Here is a 12,771-nt window from a genome sequence, read left to right as displayed (position 1 = left end):
GGAGCTGGCTTGCCTGCGATAGCTGACTGTCAGTTGATGGGTATGTTGCTGACCCACCGCTATCGCAGGCAAGCCAGCTCCCACAGTGACCGCGCCAGACCTTGAGAAAGTAAAAAGCCCGCCACCGAATGATCGGTGGCGGGCTTTTTTGTGGCGGCGAGGTTTAGATCGCGCCGCGCTGGCGCAACAGCTCCAGCACTTGCTTGACGCTGTCTTCCAGCGACGTGGCCTGGGTGTCGATCACCAAGTCGGCATTCAGCGGCACGTCGTACGGGAAGGACTCGCCTGGGATGTTGTCCCCGCCCGCCGCGTACAGGCCTTGCGGGTCACGCTCGGCGCACACCAGCGGCGAGGCCTGCACGTAGACGGTGAGCAAGCGGTCGCTGCCGATTAACGCCTTGGCCTGTTCACGGCCTTCGGCATCCGGGGCAACAAACGCGGCCAGGGTCAGCAGGCCGGCTTCGTTGAACTGACGCGCCACGTGAGCAGCACGGCGCCAGTTTTCGGTACGCCCGACGCGGTCCTGCGGCAAGCCCTTGTTCAAGTCGCGGCGCAGGTTCTGGCCATCCAGTACGAATACCGCACGGCCCATGTCAAACAGCTTGCGCTCAACCGCGTAGGCCAAGGTGCTTTTGCCGGCGCCGGACAGGCCGCTGAACAACACGGTAGCCGGTTGCTGGCCGAAGCGTTGGGCGCGCTCTTCGGTGGCTACATGAGCAAGGCGGCCGTGTTGCGCAGCGCCACCATGGCCCACCGGCGGCGCAATAATCATGCCCGCAGCCACAGTACCGTTGGTCAAACGGTCGATGACGATAAACGCACCGGTGGTGCGGTTGCTGTCATAGCCATCCAACGCAATGGCGGCGTCGAGGCTGACCTTGACCCGGCCAATCTCGTTCAGTTGCAGCGAACTTGCCGGGCCTTCGGCCAGGGTGTTCACGTCCACGCGGTGCACGATGCTGGTGATCGAACCCGGCACGTAGCTGGTGGCGCGCTTGATGTCATATTTCTTGCCCGGCAGCATCGGCTCTTCGGCCATCCAGACCAGCATGGCGTCGAAAGCGTCGGTGACTTGCGGCACGTTGTCGGCATGCACCAACAGGTCGCCACGGGAGATGTCGATCTCGTCTTCCATGGTCAGGGTCACGGCCTGGCCTGGGCCTGCGTGTTCCAGCTCACCCTCGAAGGTGACGATGGATTTGACGCGGCTGCTCTTGCCCGACGGCAGCACCACGACTTCATCGCCCTTGTGCACGATGCCGCTGGCGAGGGTGCCGGCGAAACCACGGAAGTTCAGGTTCGGACGGTTGACGTACTGCACCGGGAAACGCAGGTCGGTGTAGTTGCGGTCGTTGGCGATCTCGACGGTTTCGAGGATCTCCATCAGCGACTGGCCGGTGTACCAGGGCGAGCGCTCGCTCTTGTTCACCACATTGTCGCCCTTGAGCGCCGACATCGGTACAAACGCCATGGTGCTCGGCTTGAACGCAATGCCCTCGACAAACTTCAGGTAATCGGCCTTGATCGACTCGAACACGCTTTGGTCAAAGCCATTGATGTCCATCTTGTTGACGGCAATCACGATGTGCTTGATGCCCAGTAACGAGGCGATATAGCTGTGGCGGCGGGTCTGGGTCTGCACGCCGTAGCGGGCGTCGATCAGAATGATCGCCAGGTCGCAGGTGGACGCACCGGTGGCCATGTTGCGGGTGTACTGCTCATGGCCGGGGGTGTCGGCGATGATGAATTTGCGCTTGGCGGTGGAGAAGTAGCGGTAGGCAACATCAATGGTGATGCCCTGTTCACGCTCGGCCTGCAGGCCGTCAACCAGCAAGGCCAGGTCGATATCATCGCCCGTGGTGCCGGATTTTTTCGAATCACGGGTAATGGCTTCCAGGTGATCTTCGTAGATCATCTTGGAGTCGTGCAGCAGGCGCCCGATCAGGGTGCTCTTGCCGTCGTCGACGTTGCCGCAGGTCAGGAAGCGCAACATCTCTTTGCGCTCGTGCTGGCCCAGGTAGGCGAGGATGTCCTCGCTGATCAAATCAGATTGATGCGACATTGGTGACAGCCCCTTAGAAATAACCCTGACGTTTTTTATCTTCCATCGAGCCTGCGCCATCGTGATCGATGACCCGGCCCTGGCGCTCGGAAGTTCGCGTCAGGAGCATTTCCTGAATGATGTCCGTCAGCGTCTCGGCTTCGGACTCCACCGCGCCCGTCAACGGGTAGCAGCCAAGGGTACGGAAACGTACTTTCTTTTTGACGATTCGGGCTTTGTCTTCGTCGGACAAGTGCTCGAGGATGCGGTCGTCGTCGATCATGATCAACGTGCCGTTCTTCTCGATCACGTCGCGCTCGGCGGCGAAGTACAGCGGCACAATCGGGATGCCTTCGAGGTAGATGTACTGCCAGATGTCCAGCTCGGTCCAGTTGGACAGCGGGAACACACGGATCGACTCGCCTTTGTTGACGTTGCCGTTGTAGACGTTCCACAGCTCCGGGCGCTGGTTCTTCGGGTCCCAGCGGTGTTTGCTGTCACGGAACGAGTACACACGCTCTTTGGCGCGGGACTTCTCTTCATCGCGACGGGCACCGCCGAAGGCTGCGTCGAAACCATGCTTGTCCAAGGCCTGCTTGAGGCCTTCGGTCTTCATGATGTCGGTGTGCTTGGCGCTGCCGTGGGTGAACGGGTTGATGCCCTGCGCCACACCATCAGGGTTGACGTGGGTGATCAGGTCCAGGCCCAGTTCTTCGACCATTTTGTCGCGGAACTTGTACATCTCCTGGAATTTCCAGCGGGTGTCGACGTGCATCACCGGGAACGGCAATTTGCCCGGGAAGAAGGCCTTGCGCGCCAGATGCAGCATCACGGCGGAGTCTTTACCGATCGAGTAGAGCATCACCGGGTTGTCGAACTCGGCGGCGACCTCGCGGATGATGTGGATGCTTTCCGCCTCCAGCTGTTTCAGATGCGTCAGTTTGTCGACCATGGCTACTCACGGAAAAACGATCTTATGGACGGCCAGCGGGCCGTGTTCGAGCGGGGCATGCTAGCACAGCACCTTCTTCTATTCAGGGAGCCAGCTAGATCGAAACGGTATATGAATATGCCCCTCAGTTTGGCTTGTGGTAGCTGGCTTGTCTGCTCTACAGGCACCTCAGTCATTCAGGCAAACCGAGGTGATGCAATCGCAGGCAAGCCAGCTCCCACATTTGAGCCTTGGTGTTCTTTAGATTGGGTTGGGGCAATCGATGAACAGATGTTCCAGGGCAAAGCGCCGCGCCAGGTAATCGCCCAACGCCTGCACGCCATAACGCTCAGTAGCGTGATGGCCCGCAGCAATAAAGCTGATGTCGTTTTCCCGCGCGCTGTGGAAGGTCTGCTCGGACGCTTCGCCACTCAAGTACAGGTCGACGCCGGCGGCAATCGCATCGTCGATGTAACCTTGCCCGCCGCCCGTGCACCAACCCACCCGGCGGATCATCTCGCTGCCTTCGATCAACAGTGGCTCGCGACCCATTACATCCTGCACGCGTCGGGCAAAATCACGCGGCGACAAGGGTTCGGCCAGGGAGCCGACCAGGCCGACGATTTTCGGGTTGTTCGGATCCAGCGGGCCTTCGACGGTGATGTCCAGCTGACGGGCGAGTTGCACGTTGTTGCCCACTTCCGGGTGCAGGTCCAGCGGCAGGTGGTAGGCCAGCAGGCTGATGTCGTGCTTGAGCAGGGTTTTCAGGCGGCGTTGCTTCATGCCGGTGATGCACGGGTTTTCGCCCTTCCAGAAATAACCATGGTGCACCAGCACCAGGTCGGCCTGGGCTTCGACGGCGGCGTCCAGCAACGCTTGGCTGGCCGTGACGCCGCTGACAATGCGCATCACCTGCGGGCGCCCCTCGACCTGCAAGCCATTGGGGCAATAATCGGCAATTTTTGCGCTGCCAAGGTAGCGGTCCGCTTCCTCGACCAGGGTGCTAAGGGGGACAGCCATAAAAGACTCCTAAATATCCCGTTCCGAGGCGCTCGCAGCCTCGTATAATGCGCGACATTATGGGCGCTATCCCGCCCCCTGCAACCTGTCAGGACTTACTTGATGCTCAAGGCACTGCGTTTTTTTGGATGGCCATTGTTGGCTGGCGTGCTGATCGCGATGCTGATTATTCAGCGTTATCCCCAATGGGTGGGCTTACCCAGCCTTGATGTGAACCTGCAACAGGCCCCACAAAGCAGCTCGGTGGTGCAAGGCCCGGTCACCTACGCCGACGCGGTGGTCATCGCCGCGCCTGCAGTGGTCAACCTGTACACCACCAAGGTCATCAATAAACCGGCGCATCCGTTGTTTGAAGACCCGCAGTTTCGCCGCTATTTCGGCGACAACGGGCCCAAGCAGCGCCGGATGGAATCCAGCCTCGGTTCCGGGGTGATCATGAGCCCGGAAGGTTACATCCTCACCAACAACCACGTGACCACCGGCGCCGACCAGATTGTGGTGGCCCTGCGCGACGGCCGTGAAACCCTGGCCCGCGTGGTCGGCAGCGACCCGGAAACCGACCTTGCGGTGCTGAAGATCGACCTCAAGAGCCTGCCCTCGATCACCATCGGCCGCTCCGAAGGGCTACGCGTCGGTGATGTCGCACTGGCCATCGGCAACCCGTTCGGCGTCGGCCAGACCGTGACCATGGGCATCATCAGCGCCACCGGGCGTAACCAGTTGGGGCTCAACAGCTACGAAGACTTTATCCAGACTGACGCGGCGATCAATCCGGGGAACTCTGGCGGCGCATTGGTGGATGCCAATGGCAACCTGACCGGTATCAACACGGCGATTTTCTCCAAGTCCGGCGGTTCCCAGGGCATCGGCTTTGCGATCCCGGTGAAGCTGGCAATGGAAGTGATGAAGTCGATCATCGAGCACGGCCAGGTAATCCGTGGCTGGCTGGGCATCGAAGTACAGCCGTTGACCAAGGAACTGGCCGAGTCGTTCGGCTTGACCGGGCGCCCGGGCATCGTGGTGGCCGGGATCTTCCGCGACGGCCCGGCGCAGAAAGCCGGCCTGCAGTTGGGCGATGTGATCCTGAGCATCGACGGGGAACCGGCCGGTGATGGCCGCAAGTCGATGAACCAGGTGGCGCGGATCAAGCCGACCGATAAGGTGTCGATCCTGGTAATGCGCAACGGCAAAGAGATCAAGCTGTCGGCAGAGATCGGCCTGCGCCCGCCACCCGCCCCGGTGAAAGAAGAGGAATAACGGCTACGGGAGCCCGTTCGCGGGCTCCTGTTACCGAATATTTCAAAAGAAATCCATTCTCAATGGTCATGTTATATTGTTTCAATATCGCTATTGGAACGCTCTATCATGCCGTCTCAAAGATTCGCCCCCGTTGCTGGCCTGGCCTTGGGTTTGCTGCTGGACCCCGCCTACGCCGATGACAACACTGTCGAACTGGACACCATCAGCGTCACCTCCGACGCCTATGAATCCGCCACCGGCCCCGTCAAAGGCTACCGCGCCACCCGTTCCGCCAGCGCGACCAAAACTGACACCGATCTGCGCGACATCCCACAATCAATCAGCGTGATTCCTGCCACGGTGCTCGAGGACCTGGGCAGCACCAGCGTGGAACGTGCTCTGGAGTTTGCCGGCGGCGTGTCCAAGCAAAACAACTTCGGCGGCCTGACGCTTTACGAGTACAGCGTGCGCGGCTTCACCACGTCGGAGTTCTACCAGGACGGTTTCAGCGCCAACCGTGGCTACCCGAGCACCCCGGACGCGGCCAACATCGAGCGCATTGAAGTGCTCAAAGGTCCCGCAGCCAGCCTGTACGGCCGTGGCGATCCGGGCGGCACCGTGAACATTGTCACCAAGAAGCCGCAGCCCGAAGCCTTTACCACCGTGCAAACCAGTGCCGGCAGCTGGGACCGCTATCGCACCGCACTGGATGTGAACACGCCGCTGGACAGCGAAGGCCGCGTGCTGTCGCGGGTCAACCTGGCCGTGGAAGACAACCACAGCTTCCGCGATCACGTCGACGCCCAGCGCGTGTTCGTCGCGCCATCATTCAGTTGGCAGTTGGACCCCGACACCAGCCTTCTCGTAGAAAGCGAGTTCGTGCGCCACAGCTCCACCTTCGACCGGGGCATCGTCGCCAACCATGGCATGTCCCGCTCGACCTTCCTCGGCGAACCCAACGACGGCAATATCCGCAACCACAACAATCGCATCCAGGCCGCGTTGGAACATCACCTTAATGACGCCTGGAAACTGCGCCTGGCCAGCCACTACAAACAGGGCAGCCTGTGGGGTGACGCCTCGGAAAGTCGTGCGCTGAATGCCAACGGCCATACCGTTAACCGCCGCCTGCGCGAACGCTCCACCGGTTGGCACGACAGCATCACCCAGCTGGAACTGCGCGGCCAGTTCGACATCGGCAGTTGGCAGCACGAACTGTTGATCGGCGGCGAATACGAGGACTACCGCAAGAAGGAACGCGTGTCGGCGGTTGCCGGCAGCCTCTACCCCATCGACATCTATAACCCGATCTACGGCCAGACCAAACCCAACGGCGCACGCACCGGCACCGACGTCTTCGAACAGACGAAAAGCCAGGCGCTGAACCTGCAAGACCAGATCATCTTCACCGACCGCCTGCGCGGCATGCTCGGTGCGCGCTTCGAGCATGTCGAACAACGCACCGACGACTTCACCCGCAACCACGCCAAGAGCCGGCATACCCACGACGCCCTGACTCAACGCGCCGGTCTGCTCTATCAGCTAACGCCGCAAGTCGGGGTGTTCGCCAACGCGTCAACCTCGTTCAAACCCAACAACGGTGTGGATGCCGGCGGCAAATCCTTCAAGCCCGAAGAAGGCGTGGGCTATGAAGTGGGGATCAAGAGCGAGCTGTTCGACGACCGTTTGAGCACCACGCTCGCCGCCTTCCATATCGAAAAAGAAAATGTTCTGACCCAGGACCCGGCCACCCTCAACAACAGCCGCGCCATAGGCAAGGCGCGCAGCCAGGGCTTTGACCTGCAACTGAGCGGGCAAGTGACGGACGCGGTACGCGTGATCGGCGCCTTTGCCTATATCGACGCCGAAGTGACCAAGGGCGACAAATCCATCCCCACCGGCAGCCGGATTCTGGGCGTAGCCAAGCGCAGCGGCAGTCTGCTGGGTGTGTATGAATTCCAGAATGGCGCGCTGCGCGGCTCGGACCTGGGCGCGGCGTTCACCTACGTTGGTGATCGCTCCGGCGAGGCCGGCAGCCAGTTCGAACTGCCCGCCTACCACACCGTCGACCTGCTGGCGCATTACAAAGCCAGCGATAGCGTCACGGTGGGCCTGAACCTCAACAACCTATTCGACGAAAAGTACTACGAGCGCTCCTACAGCAATTACTGGGTCACTCCCGGCGAGCCGCGCAACTTCACCGTCAGCCTGACCCTTAACCTGTAAAAGGATGCCCCATGCAAGCCTTCAAATCCCTGGCCGTGATCGGCCTGCTGTTTGCCAGCCAAGTCTCGGCCCACGGCCTGTGGACCGAACAACGACGCGGCAATATCGAAGTGATCTACGGCCACGGCGCCGAAGACAATGCCTTCAAGGCGCAGAAAATCAGCGGCGCCTGGGCGTATGACGCCAGCGGCAAAATGATCCCGGTCACCGTGGAGCGCCTGGCCGACCACGCACGCCTCAAGCCACTCAAATCGCCCGCCGTTTTAGCCGTGGCGTTGGATAACGGGATGTGGTCGCAGACGCCGGACAAGAAGTGGATCAACCAGGGCCGTAGCCAAGTGCCAGGCGCGATTGAGTCGACCCAGACCTTCAAGTACAGCCTGGCGATTTACCAGCCGGGGGCGAAGCTGCCCAAACTGGATCAGATCAAGCTGCTGATCCTGCCGGAAGTCGACCCGCTGACCGTAGGGCCAGGCAAGTCACTGCCGGTGCGGGTGCTGCTGGACGGCAAACCGGCGGCGGGGATCAAGCTGGTGGGCGATTATCGCAATGCGCCGAACACCTTGAGCACTGAGACCGACAAGGACGGCCGCGCCCAGGTGCTGGTGCGTAATGAAGGGTTGAATGTGATTGCCGCGCAGGTGGAGATTCCGCTCAAGGACAACGCCGACGTGGCCACCCGCGGGCTGTTTACTTCGTTGACCTTCCTCGGTGAACCGCATCACGAATAAACCCTGAAAAACACTGTGGGAGCGGGCTTGCCCGCGATGGCGGCCTATCAGTCACCCAATATGTCGACTGACAAACCGCCATCGCGGGCAAGCCCGGCTCCCACAGTTGATCTCTATCGTTTCGACACTCGGACTACAGCGCTACTAGCGCCCGCTCGCACAGCGTATTAAGCGCCACCGCCCACTGCGGCTCATCGTTCAAGCACGGCACCAACACCAACTCCTCGCCCCCTGCCTCGCGGAACTGCTCCAGCCCGCGATCACCAATTTCTTCCAGCGTCTCAATGCAGTCCGCTACAAACGCCGGGCACATCACCAGCAGCTTTTTCACGCCTTGCTGGGCCAAGGTCTCCAGGCGGGCCTCGGTGTAGGGTTCGATCCACTTGGCACGGCCCAGCCGTGACTGGAACGCCACCGACCACTTGCCCTCCGGCAAGCCCATGCGCGCGGCAAAGTCGCGCGCCACGCTGAAGCACTGGGCGCGGTAGCAGGTGGCAAGCACCTCGGGCGAAGCGTTCTTGCAGCAGTCAGCATCCTTGAAGCAATGCTGGCCTGTGGGGTCGAGTTTTTTCAGATGGCGCTCAGGCAACCCATGGAAGCTCAGCAACAAGTGATCGAATTCCTGTGCCACGTACGGCCGGGCGCTGGCGACCAAGGCGTCGAGGTATTCCGGCTGATCGTAGAACGGCTGCAAGATAGAAAACTGCACGTTGAGCTTCTTGTCGCGGACCACACGCTTGGCTTCTTCGATCACCGTGGTCACGGTGCTGTCAGCGAACTGCGGATACAACGGCGCCAGGGTGACTTTTTGAATGCCTTGAGCCGCAAGGCGCGTGAGGGTGGTTTCAAGCGACGGCTCGCCGTAGCGCATCGCCAGCTCCACCGGGCCGTGGGTCCACTGCTGGGTCATTTGCGCTTGCAAGCGACGGCTCAGGACCACAAGCGGCGAACCCTCTTCCCACCAGATCGAGGCGTAGGCATGCGCCGATTGCTCAGGGCGCTTGATCAGGATCAGCGACACCAGCAAGCGCCGCACCGGCCACGGCAGGTCGATCACATAAGGGTCCATCAGGAACTGATTAAGGTAGCTGCGCACATCGGCCACCGAAGTGGACGCCGGTGAACCCAGGTTGACCAGTAACAACGCGTGATCCGTCATGCAACATCCTATGGCTAGAGGCGGCTGGACAAGTCTTCCAGTGCCGCGTGCAACTCAGTGAACTGAAAAGTGAAACCGGCGGCCAGCAACCGTTCGGGGACGGCCTTCTGCCCGCCCAGCAACAACCCGGACAACTCGCCCAGACCGACCTTCAAGGCAAACGCCGGCATCGGCATGAACGCTGGGCGGTGCAGCACCTGGCCCAGGGTGTTGGCAAACTCGCGATTACGTACCGGGTGTGGCGCGCAGGCATTATAAGGACCGCTGGCGTCGCCGTTGTGCAGAAGAAAATCAATCAGGGCGATTTGATCTTTGATATGGACCCACGGCATCCACTGCCGACCATTGCCGATCGGCCCGCCCAGCCCCAGTTTGAACGGCAGCAGCAGGCGCGACAAAAAGCCGCCCTTGGCCGCCAACACCAGGCCAGTGCGCACCAGCACCACGCGGGTGCCGAAGGCTTCGGCGCGCAACGCGGTTTCTTCCCAGGCGATGCACAGTTGGCTGGGGAAATCATCCTGCACCGGGCCACTGGCTTCGGTCAGTTCGCGCTCGCCGCCGTCGCCATACCAGCCTACTGCAGAGCCGGAAATCAACACCGCCGGCTTTTGCGCCAGGCCTTGCATCCAAGCCAGCAAGGTTTCGGTGTGGCCGATGCGGCTGCTCCACAGCAATGCCTTGCGCTTTTTGGTCCATGGGCGATCGGCAATCGGCGCGCCCGCCAGGTTGACCACCGCATCCACCGTGCCGATCACGTCTTGCAAGCGGCCAACACCGAGCACCTCGGCACCGCACCATTTGGCCACGGTATCCGGCTCGCGGCTCCACACGGTCAGGCGATGCCCTTGGGCAAGCCAGTGCAGACAGAGTTGGCGACCGATCAAGCCCGTACCGCCGGTCAGCAAAATATGCATGGGTTTCTCCTCATGTAACGTTTGCCGCCCATCGCTAGTCTATTTTATAAGCATGGATCTTTTGTAAGTGGGCGTTACGTTGGTTTCAGAGGCCGGTTCAGGCCTCCTTCTTAACCCCTCACCCTTAACCTTAGGTCACGCCGTTAGAACAGGTACGCCAAAACTTATACCAAAAAACAATATTGTACAGCTATGGGTGTCGGCGTAGTCTGTACCCAAAGGTAAAACGAGGCCCCCAATGACTGTTCCCATCGCGATCATCGGCACCGGCATCGCCGGTCTTTCCGCCGCCCGAGCGTTACGAGACGCGGGGCACGTTGTACAACTCTTAGATAAAAGCCGTGGCAGTGGTGGCCGCATGTCCAGCAAGCGCAGCGATGCCGGCGCGTTGGACATGGGCGCACAATACTTCACGGCCCGCGACCGGCGCTTCGTCAACGAAGTACAGCGCTGGCAAAGCAACGGCTGGGCCGAACAGTGGAAACCGCAGCTGTACAACTTCAAGTCCGGCCAGCTCACGCCCTCCCCCGACGAGCAGATCCGCTGGGTCGGCACGCCGCGCATGAGCGCCATTACCCGCGCACTGCTTGACGACTTACCGGTTGAGTTCGGTTGCCGCATCACCGAAGTGTTCCAAGGCAAGCAGCACTGGAACCTGCTGGACGCCGACGGCGGCAATCATGGCCCGTTCAGCCACGTAGTCATTGCCACGCCGGCGCCCCAGGCCACCGCCCTGCTGGCCGCCGCGCCCAAGCTTGCAAGTGCGGCCGCCGGGGTGAAGATGGACCCCACCTGGGCCGTCGCTCTGGCCTTTGACACGCCGCTGGATACGCCGATGCAAGGCTGCTTTGTGCAAGACAGCCCGCTCGACTGGCTGGCGCGCAACCGCAGTAAACCCGGGCGTGACGCCACCCTCGACACCTGGGTGTTGCATGCCACCAGCGCCTGGAGCAAGGCCAATCTCGACTTGCCCAAAGAGGCGGTGATCGAACACCTGCACGGCGCCTTCGCCGAACTGCTGCACAGCGCCATGCCCGCACCGTCCTTTAGCCTGGCCCATCGCTGGCTTTACGCCAGGCCGTCGGAGCGGCATGAATTTGGCGTGCTGGCCGACGCCGACCTGGGCTTGTATGTGTGTGGTGACTGGTGCCTGTCCGGGCGGGTCGAAGGCGCGTGGCTCAGCGGCCAGGAGGCCGCACGCCGCCTGATCGAACACCTGCAATGAACCGCCTCAACCCGACGAAATTGCTGTTGTCGAAGTGGACAGCAGCACGCCCGCGCAACAAGGAAAAACACTTCCTCGTCACCGAACTGTTCCGTGATGACGAAGGCACCGTGCTCGAAATCGAGCTGCAAGCGGTCATGACCCGCCGCGCCGAACGCCTCCCGTGGCAAACCCTGCAAAATGCCGAAGACTGGCGCATGGGTTGGAAATAGCGGGCGCTGAAAATACTTATACAAACAATTTGACTTGTACAGCATCAAACCTATGATGAGATTTAATTGTACAGAGTTATAAATCTGTATAGGAATTTCGCAGAGGGTTGAGCATGTCCAGCAGCGCAAAACCGAAGATCGCCATCAGTGCCTGCCTGCTCGGCGAGAACGTGCGCTTTAACGGCGGACACAAACAATCCCTGCTGTGCAGCCAAACGCTCGCCGACTATTTCGACTTCGTGCCGTTGTGCCCCGAAGTGGCGATCGGCATGGGCATCCCCCGCGAACCGATTCGCCTGGTGGGCGACCCTGCCCACCCGCAGGCGGTCGGCACCGTGCACCGTGACCTCAATGTGACGCAGCCATTGGATGCTTACGGCCAGCAGATGGCTGTGGAACACACAGACCTGTGCGGCTACATCTTCATGCAGAAGTCGCCGTCGTGCGGGCTGGAGCGGGTCAAGGTCTACCGCGACAACGGCACGCCCGTTGATGGCGGCGGGCGCGGCATTTATGCCCAGGCGTTTTGCGCACGCCACCCCAACCTGCCGGTGGAAGAAGACGGCCGGTTGAATGACCCGGTGCTGCGCGAGAACTTCCTCACCCGCGTGTTCGTGTACGCCAGCTGGCAAGAATTGCTGGCTGAGGGCATCACCCGTCACCGCCTTTTGGCGTTCCACGCGCGCTACAAATACCTGCTGATGGCCCACAGCCCTGTGCATTACAAAAGCCTTGGCCACCTGCTGGGCAGCATGGGCAAGAGCATCAACCTGGATGAACTGGCCGCCGGCTATTTCAGCGAGTTGATGACCGGCCTGAAAAAGTGCGCCACACGCGGCACCCACACCAATGTGCTGCAACACATCAGCGGCTACCTCAAACAAGCCATCAGCGCCGAGGACAAGCAGGAAATGCAAACCGTCATCGGCCAATACCGCACCGGCATCGTGCCGCTGGTGGTGCCGCTGACCTTGCTCAAACATCACTTTCGCCAACACCCGGACCGCTACATCGCGCAGCAGGCGTACCTGCAGCCGCACCCGGAAAACCTCAGCCTGCGTAATGCGATCTAG

11 protein-coding genes are annotated in these 12,771 nt (G+C 61.0%); 6 read left to right on the top strand and 5 right to left on the bottom strand.

Going from position 1 to position 12,771, the window contains the following annotated elements:
• Positions 1 to 163: 163 nt before the first annotated feature.
• The 3 genes from cysN to GIW48_RS00465 all read right to left on the bottom strand — a co-directional run bounded on the left by cysN (position 164) and on the right by GIW48_RS00465 (position 3,992).
• Positions 164 to 2,062, bottom strand: coding sequence for a sulfate adenylyltransferase subunit CysN (gene cysN, locus GIW48_RS00475; RefSeq protein ID WP_236460589.1), 1,899 nt, complete (start codon positions 2,060 to 2,062; stop codon positions 164 to 166).
• Positions 2,063 to 2,075: 13 nt separating this feature from the next.
• Positions 2,076 to 2,993 (bottom strand): sulfate adenylyltransferase subunit CysD, encoded by a 918-nt coding sequence (cysD, locus tag GIW48_RS00470; RefSeq protein WP_017137614.1) that lies wholly within the window; start codon positions 2,991 to 2,993, stop codon positions 2,076 to 2,078.
• A gap of 240 nt (positions 2,994 to 3,233) precedes the next feature.
• Complete coding sequence (locus tag GIW48_RS00465) at positions 3,234 to 3,992, bottom strand: Nif3-like dinuclear metal center hexameric protein (protein ID WP_200432619.1); 759 nt, start codon at positions 3,990 to 3,992, stop codon at positions 3,234 to 3,236.
• A gap of 102 nt (positions 3,993 to 4,094) precedes the next feature.
• On the opposite strand from GIW48_RS00465, the gene algW reads away from it, so the two are divergent.
• The 3 genes from algW (at position 4,095) to GIW48_RS00450 (ending at position 8,188) form a co-directional block, all read left to right on the top strand.
• Positions 4,095 to 5,249, top strand: a complete 1,155-nt coding sequence (gene algW, locus GIW48_RS00460; RefSeq protein ID WP_017137616.1) for a Do family serine endopeptidase AlgW — start codon at positions 4,095 to 4,097, stop codon at positions 5,247 to 5,249.
• Positions 5,250 to 5,357: 108 nt separating this feature from the next.
• Entirely contained in the window at positions 5,358 to 7,457 is a 2,100-nt protein-coding gene (locus GIW48_RS00455; protein ID WP_176991537.1) for a TonB-dependent siderophore receptor, read from the top strand.
• A gap of 11 nt (positions 7,458 to 7,468) precedes the next feature.
• Positions 7,469 to 8,188 carry a DUF4198 domain-containing protein gene (locus GIW48_RS00450; RefSeq protein ID WP_017137618.1) on the top strand — a complete coding sequence of 240 codons (720 nt, stop codon included), beginning with the start codon at positions 7,469 to 7,471 and terminating at the stop codon, positions 8,186 to 8,188.
• A gap of 133 nt (positions 8,189 to 8,321) precedes the next feature.
• Here the strand turns inward: GIW48_RS00450 and hemH are convergent, their stop codons facing one another.
• On the bottom strand, positions 8,322 to 9,347 hold the full coding sequence (gene hemH, locus GIW48_RS00445) for a ferrochelatase (RefSeq protein ID WP_236460588.1): 1,026 nt from the start codon (positions 9,345 to 9,347) through the stop codon (positions 8,322 to 8,324).
• Positions 9,348 to 9,361: 14 nt separating this feature from the next.
• The gene (locus GIW48_RS00440) at positions 9,362 to 10,261 is read right to left on the bottom strand and encodes a TIGR01777 family oxidoreductase (protein ID WP_169986827.1); all 900 of its coding nucleotides are present in this window, start codon (positions 10,259 to 10,261) and stop codon (positions 9,362 to 9,364) included.
• A 238-nt stretch (positions 10,262 to 10,499) separates the two neighbouring features.
• Between GIW48_RS00440 and GIW48_RS00435 the strand changes: the two genes are divergently transcribed.
• From GIW48_RS00435 to GIW48_RS00425, 3 genes are all read left to right on the top strand, one after another.
• Positions 10,500 to 11,486, top strand: coding sequence for an NAD(P)/FAD-dependent oxidoreductase (locus GIW48_RS00435; protein WP_236460587.1), 987 nt, complete (start codon positions 10,500 to 10,502; stop codon positions 11,484 to 11,486).
• Positions 11,483 to 11,698, top strand: coding sequence for a TIGR02450 family Trp-rich protein (locus GIW48_RS00430; RefSeq protein WP_017137622.1), 216 nt, complete (start codon positions 11,483 to 11,485; stop codon positions 11,696 to 11,698). Before GIW48_RS00435 ends, GIW48_RS00430 begins: the two co-directional genes overlap by 4 nt.
• Positions 11,699 to 11,811: 113 nt before the next feature.
• On the top strand, positions 11,812 to 12,771 hold the full coding sequence (locus GIW48_RS00425) for a YbgA family protein (RefSeq protein ID WP_017137623.1): 960 nt from the start codon (positions 11,812 to 11,814) through the stop codon (positions 12,769 to 12,771).

Source organism: Pseudomonas sp. PA-6-3C, assembly GCF_021605825.1.
GTDB classification, from domain to species: Bacteria; Pseudomonadota; Gammaproteobacteria; order Pseudomonadales; family Pseudomonadaceae; genus Aquipseudomonas; species Aquipseudomonas edaphica.
This window is presented reverse-complemented; position numbering and strand designations above follow the sequence as displayed.

What these genes read in the sequence shown, in the direction of transcription:
- GIW48_RS00465 (WP_200432619.1), bottom strand. Translation starts at nt 3,992, where the DNA reads ATGGCTGTCCCCCTTAGCACCCTGGTCGAGGAAGCGGACCGCTACCTT.
- GIW48_RS00425 (WP_017137623.1), top strand. Translation starts at nt 11,812, where the DNA reads ATGTCCAGCAGCGCAAAACCGAAGATCGCCATCAGTGCCTGCCTGCTC.
- GIW48_RS00435 (WP_236460587.1), top strand. Translation starts at nt 10,500, where the DNA reads ATGACTGTTCCCATCGCGATCATCGGCACCGGCATCGCCGGTCTTTCC.
- GIW48_RS00455 (WP_176991537.1), top strand. Translation starts at nt 5,358, where the DNA reads ATGCCGTCTCAAAGATTCGCCCCCGTTGCTGGCCTGGCCTTGGGTTTG.
- algW (WP_017137616.1), top strand. Translation starts at nt 4,095, where the DNA reads ATGCTCAAGGCACTGCGTTTTTTTGGATGGCCATTGTTGGCTGGCGTG.
- GIW48_RS00450 (WP_017137618.1), top strand. Translation starts at nt 7,469, where the DNA reads ATGCAAGCCTTCAAATCCCTGGCCGTGATCGGCCTGCTGTTTGCCAGC.
- cysD (WP_017137614.1), bottom strand. Translation starts at nt 2,993, where the DNA reads ATGGTCGACAAACTGACGCATCTGAAACAGCTGGAGGCGGAAAGCATC.
- cysN (WP_236460589.1), bottom strand. Translation starts at nt 2,062, where the DNA reads ATGTCGCATCAATCTGATTTGATCAGCGAGGACATCCTCGCCTACCTG.
- GIW48_RS00430 (WP_017137622.1), top strand. Translation starts at nt 11,483, where the DNA reads ATGAACCGCCTCAACCCGACGAAATTGCTGTTGTCGAAGTGGACAGCA.
- hemH (WP_236460588.1), bottom strand. Translation starts at nt 9,347, where the DNA reads ATGACGGATCACGCGTTGTTACTGGTCAACCTGGGTTCACCGGCGTCC.
- GIW48_RS00440 (WP_169986827.1), bottom strand. Translation starts at nt 10,261, where the DNA reads ATGCATATTTTGCTGACCGGCGGTACGGGCTTGATCGGTCGCCAACTC.